12 protein-coding genes and 1 pseudogene are annotated in these 16,290 nt (G+C 59.8%); 11 read left to right on the forward strand and 2 right to left on the reverse strand.

The genetic code is table 11. The annotated features are described in order from the left end of the window. The first annotated feature begins 402 nt into the window (after positions 1-402). The 11 genes from FHS09_RS15300 (at position 403) to glpQ (ending at position 12,905) form a co-directional block, all read left to right on the forward strand. Positions 403-2,508, forward strand: a complete 2,106-nt coding sequence (locus FHS09_RS15300; RefSeq protein WP_183461466.1) for an SUMF1/EgtB/PvdO family nonheme iron enzyme — start codon at positions 403-405, stop codon at positions 2,506-2,508. After that, entirely contained in the window at positions 2,505-2,714 is a 210-nt protein-coding gene (locus tag FHS09_RS15305; RefSeq protein WP_183461468.1) for a hypothetical protein, read from the forward strand. The genes FHS09_RS15300 and FHS09_RS15305 overlap by 4 nt, the downstream gene beginning before the upstream one ends. 12 nt (positions 2,715-2,726) lie before the next feature. After that, positions 2,727-3,521: a MotA/TolQ/ExbB proton channel family protein gene (locus tag FHS09_RS15310; protein ID WP_183461470.1), complete on the forward strand. Its 795-nt coding sequence runs from the start codon at positions 2,727-2,729 to the stop codon at positions 3,519-3,521. A 148-nt stretch (positions 3,522-3,669) separates the two neighbouring features. Continuing rightward, positions 3,670-4,974: a hypothetical protein gene (locus FHS09_RS15315; protein ID WP_183461472.1), complete on the forward strand. Its 1,305-nt coding sequence runs from the start codon at positions 3,670-3,672 to the stop codon at positions 4,972-4,974. Further along, entirely contained in the window at positions 4,964-6,046 is a 1,083-nt protein-coding gene (locus FHS09_RS15320; RefSeq protein WP_183461474.1) for a vWA domain-containing protein, read from the forward strand. Before FHS09_RS15315 ends, FHS09_RS15320 begins: the two co-directional genes overlap by 11 nt. Beyond that, complete coding sequence (locus tag FHS09_RS15325; RefSeq protein WP_183461476.1) at positions 6,043-7,047, forward strand: vWA domain-containing protein; 1,005 nt, start codon at positions 6,043-6,045, stop codon at positions 7,045-7,047. Before FHS09_RS15320 ends, FHS09_RS15325 begins: the two co-directional genes overlap by 4 nt. A 191-nt stretch (positions 7,048-7,238) precedes the next feature. Then, positions 7,239-7,910 (forward strand): hypothetical protein, encoded by a 672-nt coding sequence (locus tag FHS09_RS15330; protein ID WP_183461478.1) that lies wholly within the window; start codon positions 7,239-7,241, stop codon positions 7,908-7,910. Positions 7,911-7,922: 12 nt separating this feature from the next. Continuing rightward, positions 7,923-8,600, forward strand: a complete 678-nt coding sequence (locus FHS09_RS15335) for a hypothetical protein (RefSeq protein ID WP_343057498.1) — start codon at positions 7,923-7,925, stop codon at positions 8,598-8,600. Between the two features lie 31 nt (positions 8,601-8,631). Further along, positions 8,632-10,086, forward strand: a complete 1,455-nt coding sequence (locus FHS09_RS15340; protein WP_183461480.1) for a M48 family metalloprotease — start codon at positions 8,632-8,634, stop codon at positions 10,084-10,086. 333 nt (positions 10,087-10,419) lie between these two features. Continuing rightward, positions 10,420-11,775 carry a GntT/GntP/DsdX family permease gene (locus FHS09_RS15345; protein WP_183461482.1) on the forward strand — a complete coding sequence of 452 codons (1,356 nt, stop codon included), beginning with the start codon at positions 10,420-10,422 and terminating at the stop codon, positions 11,773-11,775. 68 nt (positions 11,776-11,843) lie between these two features. Further along, positions 11,844-12,905 carry a glycerophosphodiester phosphodiesterase gene (glpQ, locus tag FHS09_RS15350; RefSeq protein ID WP_183461484.1) on the forward strand — a complete coding sequence of 354 codons (1,062 nt, stop codon included), beginning with the start codon at positions 11,844-11,846 and terminating at the stop codon, positions 12,903-12,905. Positions 12,906-13,076: 171 nt separating this feature from the next. On the opposite strand, the pseudogene FHS09_RS22890 reads toward glpQ, so the two are convergent. Next, positions 13,077-13,429 (reverse strand): annotated as a pseudogene (locus tag FHS09_RS22890) (hypothetical protein); the annotation flags it as partial. 34 nt (positions 13,430-13,463) lie between these two features. Continuing rightward, a complete protein-coding gene (locus tag FHS09_RS15355; RefSeq protein ID WP_183461486.1) occupies positions 13,464-16,214 on the reverse strand; it encodes a TonB-dependent receptor domain-containing protein in 2,751 nt (916 codons plus the stop codon). Between the last annotated feature and the right edge of the window lie 76 nt (positions 16,215-16,290).

The raw sequence follows: 16,290 nt of genomic DNA on the forward strand, positions 1-16,290 counted from the left end.
GCTTATTGATCAAAAACTGCACGACTTTCATGTGTGGAAAAACCTGGACACAAACGCCAGGGCGGTTCCCGCGATAAGATGACTTTTGTGCCAAATGGCGTTACAAAGACACTGGCGGTACCAGTTGCGGGCTAAGCTGTAGGGCACCATGAATACTTCGTGCCGGTCCGTCGGTTTCCCGAAACCCGCGCGAGGACTTCACACGCGATAAGTTGATAGGGCTCGCGCAGCAATAACTTCGTCGCACCGAGAGCGCAGCTGCGCCATGCCGGCAAGGCGCACTTCGCAGGCAATGGCGCGCCCTTGTCAAGAAGTGCAACGCAGCAGGCGTGGCGCAGATGCGCTCGAATGCAGAAGTTATTCCTGCGCGAGCCCTAAGTGCGCAGTAACAGGAAAGCATAAATGACAGCGAAGGAAGCGGTACCCGTTCGCGAGAGCGATCGAGCGGACGACGACTTTTTGCTCATAGAGCCCACCGGCTTCACGCCGGTCCAAGTCGAAGCCGGCGGCAGAAAACTGCTGTTTTCTCCCCGCGCGCTGTCTATTGCCGGCTGCCTGCTGCTGGGCTTGTTGGCGCTGGTCTACCTGCTGGTCGCCCGCTCGCTGATTTTTGAAACCCAGCCCACCGACGCCGATGTCAGCGTCAGCGGCCTCGCCCTGCCCCTGGGCGACGGCCATCTGGTCCTGCCGGGTCACTACAGCTACACCGTGAGCGCCGAGGGCTACCTGCCAAAAAGCGGCGAGGTGGAAGTCGACAGCGACGGCCACAGCCGCCACATCGTCAAACTGGAAAAACTCCCCGGGCACCTGCGGGTGATCACCGATCCGCCGGTGGCGGTGCGCATCCTGGTGGACAGCGACGAAGTCCCCAGCGAACACGGCCTGGCAAAGAATATTCCCGCCGGACGCAAGCGCATCACCATATTGAGCGAACGCTACCTGCCCTTTACCCGCGAAGTGGATATCGAGGGCCTGGACAACACCCAGACACTGCAGGCAAAACTGCGCCCCGCCTGGGCCAGTATCCATATCAGCACCAATCCACCCGGCGCCACCGTCACCGTGGAGGGTGAGGTGCTCGGCACCACGCCACTGAGCGCGGAACTCATTCAGGGAGACAGGCTGGTGGAACTGTCGATGCCGGACCACAAAACCGAAAAGATCCCCGTGGAGGTGACCGCGGGCGTCGACCAGACACTGGCGCCGGTGGACCTGGGGCCCGCGGACGGCATCCTGCACCTGACCAGTGTCCCGGAAGACGCCAGCGTCACCGTGGACGGCGAATTTCGCGGCCGCACACCACTGCGGCTGGAACTGGCCTCCGGGCACAGCCATCAATTGCGTTTTTTCAAGGACGGTTACAGCTCGGTGGATCGCACCATCGACATAGCCGCTGGCGTCGAGCGCGATCTCTCCGTCGACCTCTCCGCCGTATTCGGCCGCGTACGCATCACCAGCAGTCCGGAAAACGCCCAAGTCTTTATCGACGGCGAACTCGCCGGTATTGCCGGCCAGACCTTTACCCTGCCCGCGCGCAGCCACAGTATCGTGGTGCGCAAGGCCGGCTACGAGGATTACCAGACCAGCATAGTGCCCAGCGGTAAGCTGGAACAGACCGTGCGCGCGATACTGCTCACCGCCGAACAGGCCCACTGGTCCAAGGTGCCGGCGGAAATCACCCACGGCGCCGGCGGCCGCATGAGGCTGATGCGCCCCGATGCCCGCTTCACCATGGGCTCCTCCCGCCGCGAACAGGGCCGCCGCGCCAACGAAGTGCTGCGCCAGGTCTCCCTGACCCGCCCCTTCTACCTCGCTACCACCGAAGTCACCAACGGCGAGTATCGCCGCTACCAGCGCATGCACAGCTCCAGCCACGTGCAGGGAGTCAGCCTGGACAACGACAACCTGCCAGTGGTGAATATCAGCTGGTCCGACGCGGCTCTCTTCTGCAACTGGCTGTCCGAGCGCGACGGCCTCAACCCCGTGTACCTGACCGAACGCGGCCGCATCATTGGCTTCGACACTGCCGCCGACGGCTACCGCCTGCCCACCGAGGCGGAATGGGCCTGGGCCGCCCGCTACGACCGGGGAGCCATGCGCAAATTCCCCTGGGGCGATGAGCTGCCGGTGCAAAAAAACTCCGGCAATTTCGCCGACACCAGCGCCGCGCAACTGGTACCCGCGGTACTGCGCACCTACAGCGACCGATACGCCGCCACTTCGCCGGTGGGCAGTTACTCCCCCAATTCCCTGGGCATCCACGACCTGGGGGGCAATGTTTCCGAGTGGGTGCACGACCTCTACACCATCGGCACCGGGCTCTCGCTGAGACGGGAGGAAAACCCTGTGGGCCCGCAGGATGGCGACTATCACGTAATTCGCGGCTCCAGCTGGCGCCACGCCGGCCTCACCGAGCTGCGACTTTCTTTTCGCGATTACGGCGCCGACCCCCGCAACGATGTGGGTTTCCGCGTAGCCCGCTGGGTCAATGGGGAGACGACACCATGAAATGGACAGTAATTTTTCTCAGTCTGGTATTCACTTCCGCGCCGCTGACAGCGCAGGATAAAGTGGAAGAAGAAAACACGGAGAAAGAAGTGCAGGTGGCACAAGCCGATCGCGACAAGAAAAAAACGGAGAAAGAAGCCGACGACTACCGCCCCTCGGAGGAGATTTCCGAGGACCTGTCCGTCTCCTATCCCATCGATATTTAAAAGAGCACTGTCATGAAATTCAAAACCTCCGATTTTATCTTTCAGCTCTTCGCCCTGTTGGGTGCCATCATCCTGGTGCACGCCATCTATGTGGCAATTATCCGCCCCAACGCGGATGCGCTGATCGAAGAGCAATTGGCCCGCGAAGCCGCCGGGGAAACCTACATACAGCAGCGCTCGCTCTACATCGTGATGCGCGACTACGAACAGGAGGCCTGCTTCGTACTGATGCTCTGGGCCATGGCGATTATGGGGCTGAAAGCCCGACGCAGCCTGCGCGAACGCCGCCTGCTCGATAGCGCCCTGCTCAATATCAGCGAAGGCACGCCGATCCTGCCGGAAGACGCGCGGGACCTCACCCGCCCCATACAGGCCCTGCCGGAGGAAGAGCGCAACTTCCTGCTGCCCCGCGCCCTGCTCACCGCCCTGCAGCGCTTCGGCTCCACCCGCAATGTGGCAGCGGTTTCCAATTCCGTGAAAGAGGTGTGCGACACCGAGGGTGACCGTTTGGACAGCGAACTGGCCATGGTGCGCTACATCACCTGGGCCATACCCTCCATCGGCTTTATCGGCACGGTGCGCGGTATCGGCGAGGCGCTGTCCCAGGCGCACCGGGCGGTGGAAGGGGATATCGCCGGGGTGACCGTCAGCCTGGGCGTGGCTTTCAATTCCACCTTTGTCGCGCTGGTGATCAGCATCGTGATCATGTTTTTCACCCACCAACTGCAACTGATGCAGGAGCGGCTGGTGCTGGATACGCAGAATTACTGCGACAACAACCTGTTGCGGTTTTTGAAAGTGAGCTGATCGCCGGGTTAAAAGAATTGTAGGAGCGGCCGTTGGCCGCGATCAAATCCAGCTCCGAAGTGAGATCGATCGCGGCCAACGGCCGCTCCTACAGGGTAATTAGCCAGTTGGGCACGGGCCTGCTGGCGAGCCAAAGAAGGAATCGCCCATGAACCAAGGCGTACTGGAAATCAACGACTGCGGGCTGCGGGTATTCACCGGCACCGATGAAATACTGGAAAGCCCCGGCGTCGCCGTGGTGGAGAACCGGCAGATACTGGTGGGCGCCGCGGCACTGATGCGTGCGCGCAGCCATCCGACTCAGGTAAACAGCCAGTTCTGGCGCCGACTCAGTCTGGAGTCGCTGAAGTCGAACAACGCCCGCTGCCGCCACCACGCGGACCTGGCGTACTGCCACCTGGAGGAAATCGCCGAGCACTGCGATCTTCCGGGAGAAATAGTGCTGGCGGTGCCCGGCAATTTTACCCGCGAACAGCTGGCGCTGTTGCTGGGGATCGTCAAGGAAAGTCCGGTGAACGCCGTGGGCCTGGTGGATGCCGCCACCGCCTGTATCGGCAGTTGCGCCCCCCGCGGCGTGCAGCTGCACGTCGAACTACAGCGCCACCAGAGCCTGGTGAGCCGCGTGGCGGTCCATGAACAGGCGGTACTGGATATGGCGGAAACCGTCAGCGACGCCGGTATACAAAGTTTCCTGGACGCCTGGGCGCGGGTGTTTACCGACGCCTTCATAATGCAGTGCCGCTTCGATCCGCTCTACTCCGCGGAAGCGGAACAGCAGCTCTACGACATGCTGCCGCAGTGGGTCGGCCGCGCTATGCGCCAGGGTGAGGTGATGGCGGAACTGGACGACCGCACAGCGAAAGTAAATCTACGTCAGCTGCAGGACGCCAGCACGCCGATCCTGTCGCGGGTGCGCGCACTGATCGACAACCTGGCGGAAGCCAACAGTGTGGTCTTCGTCTCCCATCGCTGGGCGGAAATTCCCGGCGGCGCGCAGCTGGCGGAGCGCATACATCTGCTGCCCCACAACTGTGTGGCCCAGGCTGTGACACGGCGCTGGGGGGAAATCCACAGCGATGCCGGTGCCCTGCGCCTGGTCACCGCACTGAGCGCGGCCCCCGCCAGCGAAGTGGCAGTCCAGGTCAACAGCGCCGCCGAGGCGGCGGCCACCCACCTGCTGTTCGGCCACCGGGCTCTGGCGGCGCAACAGCCACTGTTTGTCAGTTGGAAGGATGGCAAACTCGAGGTGACCGCAACCCCGCCGCACCACCCCGCGGCCACGGTGACCAACCACGCCGGACGGCTCGCGCTGCGTGTGGACGCCGGAGCCCGGCTGATGCTGAACGGCGAGCAGATCGCCGCGCCGGTGAACCTCGCCGCCGGCGACAAAATCGGCGCGGCGGATATCGACGATGTAATCACTGCGATCAGCGTGGAGCACTATGGCGCGTAAGAACCGGCGGTTCAGCACCTTCAGCCTGTCGTTCCTCGACATCATGTCCTGCGGCTTCGGCGCCGTAGCGCTGATCTTTTTGATTATCAAACACGGCTCCGACCGCGACATAGAGGCGGAGAACCAGGACCTGGCCGCGGAGGTCAACCTGCTGCAGGAGGAAGTGGAATTCGGCCGCGAACATCTGGTGCTGGCGCGCAACACCCTGGATACCACCAGCGACGAACTGGCGGATGCCCAGGGCCTGGCGCGGCGCATTATCGAGCAGATCGAGGAGGTCAAGGGCAATATCGCCGAGGTCGACAGCGCCGACGAGGAGCAGGACGTCAAGCGACTGCAGGAAAAACTGAAAAAGCTGGAGCAGGCCAAGAAAGAGCTGGAATCGGAGAACAAAAAACTCGGCAACAACGTACGCAAGTATGTGGGCGACGGCGATCGCCAGTATCTCACCGGGCTACAACTGGGCGGCGACCGCATCCTGATCCTGCTCGACTCCTCCGCGAGTATGCTCGCGGACCAGCTCATCAAGGTGATCCGCACGCGCAATATGTCGTCCCATGTCAAACGCAAGACCGACAAGTGGCGCCGCGCAATCAATACCGTATCCTGGCTGACCGCGCAGTTTCCCCAGGACAGCCAGTACCAGATCTACACCTTCGACACCGGCTTTCGCGCCGCCATCGCCGGCACCGAGGGCCGCTGGCTGAACGTGGACGACCGCGACCAGTTGGATAAGGCCATCGAGGAACTGGACAAAGTCGTACCCGAAAACGGCACCAGCCTGGAGCGGGTGTTCCACGCGGTCAGTAACCTGTCGCCCCTGCCGGACAACATCATCCTGATCACCGACGGTCTGCCCACCCAGGGCATGAAAAAGCCCCGCGGCAATACCATTTCCGGCCGGGACCGTATCGATCTGTTCAGGCGCGCGATAAAAGTGCTGCCGAAAGACGTTCCGGTCAATGTCATCCTGGCGCCGATGGAGGGCGATCCCTTTGCCGCGAGCGAGTTCTGGAAACTGGCCATGGATACCCGCGGCTCGTTTCTGGCGCCCTCGAGGGACTGGCCATGAAACGCAACCGCAACAAACGTCAACAGGAAGAATTCAGCATCTCCTTTCTCGACGTCATCTGCTGTGGCTTCGGCGCCATCGTCCTGCTGCTGATGATCGCCAAGACCATCGAGCCGATTGTGCTCGAGGAAGCCGAACTGGATCTGGACGGCCAGGTCCAGGACCTGCAGCAGCAGCTGGCGGAAATCCGCGGCGAAACCAGCATTCTCAACCGCGACCTCAATGCCAAGCGCGAACAACTGGACATCGAGCGCAAGCGCATTGCCAAGTTGAGAGGCGAACTGGACACTCTGCAGGCCCTCTACGCGCGCAAAACCGAGGGCGAGAGCGAGGAGGGCAAACTCAAGGGTGAGCTGACCGTGGCGCTGCAGACCCTGACCGAGGAAATGCGCCGCCTGCTGGGGGAAAACTACCAGCGCAAGAACAATGTGATCGGCGGCATCCCGGTAGACAGCGAATATATTCTGTTCATCATCGATACCTCCGGTAGTATGTTCAACTACGGCTGGGACCGCATGATGACGGAGATGGTCAACACCCTGGACATCTACCCCAACGTCAAAGGCATCCAGGTAATGAACGACATGGGGGACTATATGTTCAACAATTACCGTGGCAAATGGATACCCGACACCCCCGGGCGCCGCCAGGCGATACTGCAGCGCCTCAGGTCCTGGAACCCGTTCAGCAACTCCAGCCCGGTGGAAGGTATCCAGAAGGCGGTGCGCAGCTTCTACGATCCCAACAAGAAAATCAGCATCTATGTTCTGGGAGATGAATTCACGGGCAAATCCATCCGCAATGTGATGATGGCAGTGGACAGGGTTAATGCCCAGCGCGGCGAAGACCAGCGTATGGTACGTATTCACGCCATCGGCTTTCCCATTCAGTTTTCCCGACCGCGGCACCTGCAAACAACCGGGCTGCGATTTGCCGCGCTGATGCGCGAACTCACCTATCGCAATGGCGGGACTTTTGTGGGGTTAAATGATTTCCGGTAACTATTAGCCCGGCAACCAAATAGGTGGCCGGGCTAATGCGGCACAAGGATGTGCCGCCGCGGCGGCAGGCCGCCGCGAGCCCTTGAAATACCAGCAAATCCGCGTATTTGTGCCAGGATTTCAAGGGCGACAGTCAAACAGGTCAGGATGACCTGTGACTGCTAGGTTAAAGGGTTATCCAGGAGCGAGTTATGGCTTGGTCAAAAAATGGATTTTCCGCGGTCTGGAAAATCACCCTGGTTTCGGCGCTGCTGCTCGCCGCTGCCTGCTCGCACACGGTAAGTGTCGATGGACGCTACCCGCAGCCGGTCGGGCAGCAGCATCCCCTTACGGTGGGCATCTATCTCAGCGATGAATTCCGTAAGTTCACCCATCACGAGGACAGCGCGGACCGTGACGAGTGGAATATCAACACAGGCAAGGCGCAGAAAAACCTTTTCGAAACGGTGCTCGGCTCCATGTTTACCGAGGCGGTTTCCCTCTCCCAGTACCCCCAGGACCTGCCGAAAAATGTCGAGCTGGTCATTGTGCCGGAAGTGCGCGAACTCCAGTTCACCATGCCGCGGGAAAACCGCGTCAATATTTTCGAGGTGTGGATCAAATACGATATGCACGCCTATGACCAGCGCGGCGAGTCAGTGGCGAACTGGGTGATCACTGCCTACGGCAAAACGCCCACTGCTTTTCTCAAGTCCCAGGAGGACGCCCTGGCCCAGGCCATCAATATCGCCCTGCGCGATGCCGGCGCCACCCTGTACACCGGCTTCGAACGGGTGCCGGAACTGCAGGCGTTCCTGGCCAACAAGCAGCGGGCGCTTTCCATGAAGGGTGACGAAACCGCCGGCGAAGAAACCACGGAGTAACAGGAGGTTATTGTGGCCAAGTCAATTTTTGTTTTCGCATTGGTGCTGCTGAGCGGCTGCACCACGGTGGTGATCGACGAATACCGGCGCAGTGATGGCGAACTCGCCCGCGGCGACTCCGTTGTTATCCTGGGCCGGCGCCACTCCAGCGAGTACGAAACCGAACCGGACCTGATCGACTGTGTGGGCCGGCGCCTGCACAATCCCAAGCGAGGGGTCACCGTTATTCCCGAGCAGCACTTCGTCGACGCCATGTACCCCTGGTTCGAACCGCGCACCGCGCCGATGCACCTGAAATCCCTGGACCGACTGGTGGATATCCCCGAAGTGCGCGAGCGCATGGAAACCTACGGGGTGAAATACATCGTGTGGATCGATGGCTCCACCGAGACCACCGCCAGCGCCGGTTCCATCGGCTGTTCCATCGGCACCGGTGGCGCGGGCTGTTTCGGTTTCGGCACCTGGGACAAGGAATCCGACTACGAGGCATCGGTCTGGGACTTCCGCGACCGGGAGCTCTCCGGAAAGCTCAGTGCGGATGCCAAGGGCACTTCCTATATGCCCGCCATCGTAGTGCCCATTCCCCTGATCGCCCGCGTACAGAACAACGCCTGCAAGGGAATGGCGGCACAGCTTCAGCAGTTCCTGCTGCCGGCACAACCTGCCGGCGGCAAATCTTCGAGTAGTTGACGCTCCTCAAATTCAGCGGAGGACCAAAACAATGCACACTTTACACAAAATACTCGCCACCGCGGTAATCGCGGCCATCGCCGGCTGCGCCTTCAACCCCGCCACCAACCGGCCGGACCTGGTATTGATGTCGGAATCCCGCGAAATTGAAATCGGCCGGGAAATGCACCAGAAGCTGGTGAAGAGCACTCCGATCTATAACGATCCGGTACTGAACGCCTATGTGGAGCATGTGGGCCAGAAGGTGGCCGCGGCCAGCGACAGGCCGGACCTGGAATACCACTTCACCATCATCGACAGCCAGGATATCAATGCCTTCGCCCTGCCGGGGGGTTATGTGTATATCAACCGCGGTCTGCTCACCTATCTGCACTCGGAGGCGGAAATGGCCGCGGTGCTAGCCCACGAAGTTGGGCATATAACCGCCCGCCACGCGGTGCGGCAGAAAACCGCCGCCACCGGCGCCGGCGTCGCCTCGGTACTCTCCGTACTGGTGACCGGCAGTGGTGTCGTCGGCGACGTGGCCAACCTGTGGAGCACCGCGGCGGTGAAAGGTTACGGCCGCGATATGGAACTGGAAGCGGACCGCTTTGGCGCACAGTATATGTACAACGCCGGCTACGATCCGCAGGCGATGATCAATGTGATCGCCCTGCTGAAAGACCAGGAGACCTTCTCCCGCCGACGCGCCAGGGTGGAAGGTAAAAAGCAGCAGACCTACCACGGAGTTTTCTCCTCCCACCCTCGCAACGATATCCGCCTGAAGGAAGTTGTGGCGGCAGCTGGAGAGCTGCCGGAGGACAAAAAGGTAACCAAAGTCGAATACTACCGCGAGAAGACCGACGGTCTGGTCTACGGGCAGAACGCGCGACAGTCGGAAAAGAACCGCTACAACCACAAGCGGCTCGGATTTTCTCTGCTGTTCCCGGAGGGCTGGAAAGTCGAGAACCAGCGCGAAGCCATCGTCGGCATTGCGCCGGACAATTCCGCCACCATCACCCTCAAGGTGGACAGGCGCAACAGCAACCAGCCCCCGGATATGGCGCTGCGGGAAACCTATGACGTGCGTCGTCTCGAAGAGGACGAACAGCTACAGCAGTACCGCCTGCAGGGCCACACCGGCAAGTTGCCGAAGGCCGGCAGCGAGGACCCGGACCGGGTAGCGGTAATTTTCTACGGCAGTCGCCAGTATGTTTTCGAGGGTAAGATCAACAATCTGCCGGAGGGAGAGGAAAAGGCCGGCGAGGAGTATGACAACCTCTTTCTCACCAGCATTCGCAGCTTCCGCCCCCTGCGCAAAAGCGACATTATCCAGCCGAATATCAAACGGGTGCGTTATGTAAAAGCCAACGAAAAAACCACTTTCGCATCACTGGCCCGCCATATGGAGATCGGCGAATACGCCGAGGAGCAACTGCGCCTGCTCAATGGTTACTTTCCCCGCGGTGAGCCCAAGCCGGGAGAGTGGATCAAGATTGTGCAGTGAAAAGTCCGGGGCCCGGAACGCCGTAATTGCGGGAGCGGCCCATGACCGCGATCAGCCGCCATTGGCCGCCATCTGGAATCCGGTCGCGATAGCCATTGATAGCAAAAGGGAGGGATCACGCCCGGGATGATGAGGCGATCCCAACACACCCGTTATGCGCCACCCCAGTGCAATTTTGCCGACAGCGGAATCGCTCAATCACTGCGGACCACGATGACCGGTAGCGATCTGTAACCCGGGAACGTTACAGAAAATTTTTGATGTCAAAAGGACAAGACTCAATTTAAACGGCGCGGTGGGATATCCGGGCTAGCCCCAGGGCTGGGAGAGAGCGTGATCCAGATTCTGATTTTGCTCGCCATTGTCGGTTTTATCATACTGATAACCACTAGGCTCAAGCTGCACATCTTTCTCACCCTGCTGCTGGCCAGCTTTCTCGCAGGCTTTGTCTATGGCATCCCGGTGGCAAGTATTGCCACTGTCATCGGCAACGGTTTTGGCAGTGTACTCGGTTATATCGGCCTGGTAATCATGCTGGGTACTGTAATCGCCATTATTCTCGAGAGATCCGGCGCTGCCATCACCATGGCGGAAACCACCATCCGGCTGCTGGGAGAGCGGATGCCGACTCTGGCTGTTTCCATTATCGGCTATCTGGTCGCCATCCCTGTGTTCTGCGATTCCGGCTACATAATCCTGAACTCGCTGAAAAATTCTCTCGCGGAAAAACTCCGGGTTTCCAACTGTTCCATGAGTGTAGCGCTGGCCACAGGGCTCTTCGCAACCCATACCCTGGTCCCTCCCACTCCCGGCCCCGTCGCTGCGGCCACCAGCCTGGGCCTGGGCAACAGCTTCGGCACGGTAATTATACTGGGGTTGCTAGTAGCCGCGGTGGCAGCACTGGCCGGATGGATCTGGTCGCGACAGTTTGCCGACGTACACCTGGAAATCGGCGAGGACAGCAAAGTAAGCGACGAGTATTGCCGGGAACTGGTGGAACGTTACGGCCGCCTGCCAAACTCCGCCATTGCATTTGCTCCAATTCTCGTACCCATTGTACTGATGTGCCTGGGCTCCATCGCCAACCTTCCCGGTAACCCGATCAGTGATATTCCAGCCCTACTCCAACTGGCCACGTTCCTCGGCCAGCCCTTGAACGCTTTGCTTATGGGCCTGGGACTGGCCTGTTTTCTGCTGCGCGGGCCGCAGAAAATTGTGCAATTGTCAAAACATATAGCAGCCGGAATCAAAGCCGCCGCACCGGTGCTGTTGATCACCGGTGCCGGCGGCGCTCTCGGTGAAGTATTGAAAGTTTCCGGTGTCGGCACCCTGCTCAGTCAGTCCCTGTCTCATTCCAGCATGGGCCTGTTTATGCCCTTCCTGGTTGCCGCAACATTGAAAAGCGCCCAGGGCTCCTCCACCGTCGCCATGGCCACCACCTCAATACTGGTGGCGCCACTTCTGTTTGAGATGGGACTGGACAGCGAGATAGGCAGAGTGCTCACCGTCATGGCGATCGGTGCCGGCGCCATGACAGTGTCCCACGTCAATGACAGCTACTTCTGGGTGGTTACCCAGTTCAGCAAGATGGACGTGACACTCGGCTACCGCGCCCAGACCACCGCCACCCTGATCCAGGGAGTAAGTGCCATGGCAGTGGTGTCGCTACTGGGCCTTGTGCTGATTTGAGTAAATCGCCTGTCACAATGATCCTGTATACCGAAATTCCCGAGCACCGAACAAACAGAGTACAGAAGATGATTCATCGCACCCTGCCCCTCTGCCTTTCCCTGGTCCTCATCCTCGCCGCCGGCAGTGCACATGCCGCCGTGGTGATCGCGCACCGCGGCGCTTCCGGTTACCTGCCCGAGCATACCCTGGAAGCCAAGGCCCTGGCCTACGCCATGCGGCCGGACTATATCGAGCAGGACCTGGTGCTGAGCAAAGACAACCGGCTGATAGTAATGCACGATATTTACCTGGATGATATTACCGATGTCGCCCAGGTTTTCCCTGGCCGCGTGCGCAAGGACGGGCGCTACTACACCATCGATTTTACCCTGACGGAACTCAAGCGATTGAGAGTTACCGAGGCGTTCAGAAATAAGGACGGCAATATCGCTGCGAAATATCCCCGGCGCTTCCCGCTATGGCAATCCAGCTTCCAGTTATCCACTCTGGAAGAGGAAATCGAACTGATCCAGGGGCTCAACAAGACGCTCGGTTACGATATCGGCATCTACCCCGAAATTAAAAATCCCGCCTTCCATCGCCGCGAGGGCCGGGATATCGCCGTCCTGACGCTGGTCAAACTCAAGCAATACGGCTACACCGACCGCAACAAAAAGATCTACCTTCAGTGCTTCGACGCCGAGGAACTCCAGCGGATAAAGCGCGAGCTGATGCCGCAGCTGGAAATGGACCTGCCCCTCGTACAATTGATCGCCAAAACGGGGTGGAGTGAAAAGCAGGTAGAGGTACAGGGAAAACTGGAAAACTATGACTACGACTGGATGCTGCAACCCGGCGGCCTGGAAAAAATCGCCACCTATGCCGATGCTATAGGTCCCTGGCTGATGATGATGATCGCCCTCCTTGATGACAACCAGGTGGTAACTACCGACCTGGTACAGCGGGCGCACCGCAACAACCTGGTGGTGCATCCCTACACCTTCCGTGCCGACTCGCAAAAGATCCCCCAACAGATCGGCAGTTTCGAGCGACTGCTTGAGCTGTTTATCGACCAGCTGAACGTGGACGGGCTGTTCACCGACCATCCGGACAAGGCCGTGGAGTTTATCTCCCGGGGCTCCCGCTGACAGAAACGGACCCGTAAGTGTGCAGCTCAGCAGAATATTATAAACAAAGCCTAGTAAAATCAGTTAGCTAATATGGGTTTCAGCAAAAATCTATAAGGCGATTTTTACCATAAATTTATAAAAGTTCGCGGAATCCCTCTCATTCCCCACTCACCCTGTGTAGCAACACTATCACTCCGCCTTGAAGACCGCGAACCTAGTGGAATCCTGCTTATCTTTCGAGCCGCCCTTTTCTCCATGTGCCTGTTTGTCCGCGTGATATGAGAGCCTGGCAAGCGGCCCACATGCGGCGTGTTTGTTCGGCGTAGCGGCCGTATTCCTCGAATTCGCCCGGGTATACACCGGCGGTGTTGCTTGCTCGGCTGCAGGTACTGGCCGATAGTGAGCATGCCGGTATCGTGCGCGCATATCGCCGAGTACGGCGAAGATTTCTTCCTTCTCCTCGCCGAGGCCACCATCAGGCCGGACTTTGTCAGCACGTCCGAGTGGCGCTTTTGTATTCCCAAAGGGGTGGCCAATGGCCACCCTAAGGGCGAGAAGACTGAGCCAATCGTACTTTCAAAAGCGGTAGCTCATGCTCGCTTTCACGGAGCGGCCCATCAGAGGACGCGCCACACCGGTATAAGTGCCATCGCTGAACGCCAGTCCGCTGGTGATATTGGAACCCTCGGTAAAGGAATCCGCATCGTTCAGGTTGTTGATGTGCAACTGCAGGTCCAGGTTTTCGGTCGCGGCGTACTGCAGGCCGAGGTTCACCTGGGTGTACTCGGGGTACACGGTCACGTTGGCGCTCTCATCGCTGGCGAAACGCTCGCTGAAATACTGCACTTGGCCATAGACGGTTAGCGGGATGCCGTTCAGGGTGTAAGACGGACGGAAGTTCAGCATCACTTCCGATTGGCGGCGCGGCCGGCGGCCTTCGGTAGTGGATACTTCGTACTCGCGCAGGTCGTTTACCCCGTCGTTGTCGGTGTCCACGTCGACTATACCGCTGCGAATGGCCTTGTCCTGTGCCCGTTCCGGGTCCTGCCATACGAGGCTGCCCTGCAGGTTCAGGCCCGGCAATGCGGAGGGCGCGTAGGAGGCCTCCACCTCAACGCCGAAGTTGGTCAGACTCTGGCGGAAGCTGTCGCGCACTTTCGGGCAATCGGCCGGGGCCGGCACGCTGTTACAGGCCACTCTGCCAAAGCCGGTGGCATCCAGATCGTCCAGGGTCGCACCGAGGTTCTCCTTGGCCTTGAAGTCGATGTAGAACAGGGAGACTCCCAGGTCCAGTTCATCCTGTGCAATGCGGAAGCCGCCTTCCAACTGCTGGATGTCTTCCACCAAGTCGCCACGCGCCACCTCACCGGTGCTGGGGTTGGTGGCCGGGCCGCCAAAAATGTAGTCCTCGAACCCGGGCAGGCGGAAGGAGTCGGATAGGGTGCCGAACACCGATACGTCGCCCCAGCTGCCATTTTCCACCAGCAGATAGTTGGCGCCGACAGACCAGCCATAGGCGTCGTAACTTTCCTGTGCCTGCTGCGGTGTGCCATCGGGCACATTGACGAAGTTGTCCGCCAGGGTGTCGTCGGTGGAACCCACCACAATGTCGCCGGGAGTGAAGTCGTTGGAGGTGTTGCCCGGGTCGAATGAGTTGGTGGTCACACGGTCCACGTCCAGCTCTTGCCAGCGCACGCCCAGATCGAGCTTCAGGCGCTCATTCATCAGGGCGATATGATCGTGCAGGTAGAAGGCTCTGGTCTCCATGGAGGCTTCCGCGCCGAGGCCGAAGATGGCCGGCTGATCCATACCTCCGCTGGTGATGGACGGGCCTACCTGCTGCTCGTTGGCATCCGCCGCATAGAGATCCACCCTGCGCGCCTTGTCGCTGATATCGCTCCAGGCGCTGGCAAATACGGAAAACACATCGTAAGTGAAGTCGCTGCCGTAGGCGCCCAGGGTCAGCTCGTGAGTGCTGCTGGCGATATCGAACGACTGGTTCACGCGGAAGTCACTGGTGAAGTTGGTGGCATCCACATTGCCGTATACGGGAATATTGTGCGCGAGAATGGCCGGAGCCTCAGTAGCGCCGGACAGGTCAGTGCCGGTCACCGTATCTGAGTAGTAGGCCTTGACGGCAGTGGCATCGGCGTAGGCGGTAGCCAGATCGCCGGTGAAGCTCTGAAGCCGGCTGTACTGATCCGCAGTCAGGCGCGCGGTTTCCCCCGGCGGGTCGTTGAACAGGGCATTGAAGCCGTTGCGGCCGTCGGTATGGCGGAAACGGGCTTCAAGTCGCAGGCCGTTTTCCAGTTCGTGGGCGAGATCCAGGGTGAAAATGTCGAACTCGGGATTGATACCATCCCGGATATCCAAGTCGAGCGGCTCGCCGTTGCTATCGAACAGCGCGTAGTCGGCGATGTTGTCGGAAAGCTGGGTGCCGCTACCGAAATCGACCCCCAGGCTCCGCACACTGTCCGGGTCGACTTCAAAAGGATCATTCTCGGTGCCCGGGGCGCGGTTGTTGGGTACGGAAAAGGGAATATTCTGGTAGTAAATGGTCTGGTCATCGATGACATGGGCCTGGGCCTTGACCGTGGTGCGCCCGTCGTCGCTGGTATACAGAATATTGCCGCGCAGCTGGCCGCCCTCGTTGCCGGTAAAGCCCGGATCGCGGCGGCCATCGGCGCGGCGGTAGAAGCCGCCCACAGCGTAGGTGAAGTTTTCGTTGATCGGCCCGGCCACAAAGAAATCGTTGCGCACATGGCCCCAGTCCCCCACTTCTACCCGGTACTCGCCCTCGAAAGTCTGGCTGCCGGTACGGGTCACATAGTTCACCGCCGCGCCCAGGGCATTGGAATACAGCACCGCGCCCGGCCCGCCTTTGACAGCCTCGACGCTGGTGGTCATCAGGTCGGTTTTGATGAAGACGTCGTTGTTCATAAACGGCGCTTCGGGCTCTTCGTAAACCGGCAGGCCGTCGATCAGGTTGGGCACATAGCGGTAACCGCCGGCCTGGGGCAAGCCTCGTACCAGTACGTTGTTATGGGTTTCGCCGGCGGTGCCACCCTCGGCAAAAAAGCCCGGAATATTCCCCAGCAGATCCGCCGTACCGTGTGGCGCCAGCTGTTTCATGTCCTCATTGTCGAGGGTATTGATATTGAAAGTAGCATCGAACTTGCGGGTTTCCTTTGCCACCCCGGTAACGATGATCTCTTCAACAGCTTCGGTGGTCTGCCGCGCTACGGCCTCCTCGGCCTGTGCATCAGCGGAACCCATTGCCAGCAGCGCGATGGCCGCGGCCAGAGGGGTAGGTTGGTACTTGCTCATTTTTCTCTCCGTGTGTGAAATGCCCGTTTTTATTTCAGATCAGAGATCCAATCGACAGGCACAACCCAACCCGCCA

It is taken from the genome of Microbulbifer rhizosphaerae, assembly GCF_014191725.1.
Classification (GTDB): domain Bacteria; phylum Pseudomonadota; class Gammaproteobacteria; order Pseudomonadales; family Cellvibrionaceae; genus Microbulbifer; species Microbulbifer rhizosphaerae.

Excerpts from the sequence above, each read along its gene's own strand:
- FHS09_RS15315 (WP_183461472.1), top strand. The coding sequence starts at position 3,670 with ATGAACCAAGGCGTACTGGAAATCAACGACTGCGGGCTGCGGGTATTC.
- FHS09_RS15330 (WP_183461478.1), top strand. The coding sequence starts at position 7,239 with ATGGCTTGGTCAAAAAATGGATTTTCCGCGGTCTGGAAAATCACCCTG.
- FHS09_RS15325 (WP_183461476.1), top strand. The coding sequence starts at position 6,043 with ATGAAACGCAACCGCAACAAACGTCAACAGGAAGAATTCAGCATCTCC.
- FHS09_RS15320 (WP_183461474.1), top strand. The coding sequence starts at position 4,964 with ATGGCGCGTAAGAACCGGCGGTTCAGCACCTTCAGCCTGTCGTTCCTC.
- FHS09_RS15310 (WP_183461470.1), top strand. The coding sequence starts at position 2,727 with ATGAAATTCAAAACCTCCGATTTTATCTTTCAGCTCTTCGCCCTGTTG.
- FHS09_RS15300 (WP_183461466.1), top strand. The coding sequence starts at position 403 with ATGACAGCGAAGGAAGCGGTACCCGTTCGCGAGAGCGATCGAGCGGAC.
- FHS09_RS15355 (WP_183461486.1), bottom strand. The coding sequence starts at position 16,214 with ATGAGCAAGTACCAACCTACCCCTCTGGCCGCGGCCATCGCGCTGCTG.
- FHS09_RS15340 (WP_183461480.1), top strand. The coding sequence starts at position 8,632 with ATGCACACTTTACACAAAATACTCGCCACCGCGGTAATCGCGGCCATC.
- glpQ (WP_183461484.1), top strand. The coding sequence starts at position 11,844 with ATGATTCATCGCACCCTGCCCCTCTGCCTTTCCCTGGTCCTCATCCTC.
- FHS09_RS15305 (WP_183461468.1), top strand. The coding sequence starts at position 2,505 with ATGAAATGGACAGTAATTTTTCTCAGTCTGGTATTCACTTCCGCGCCG.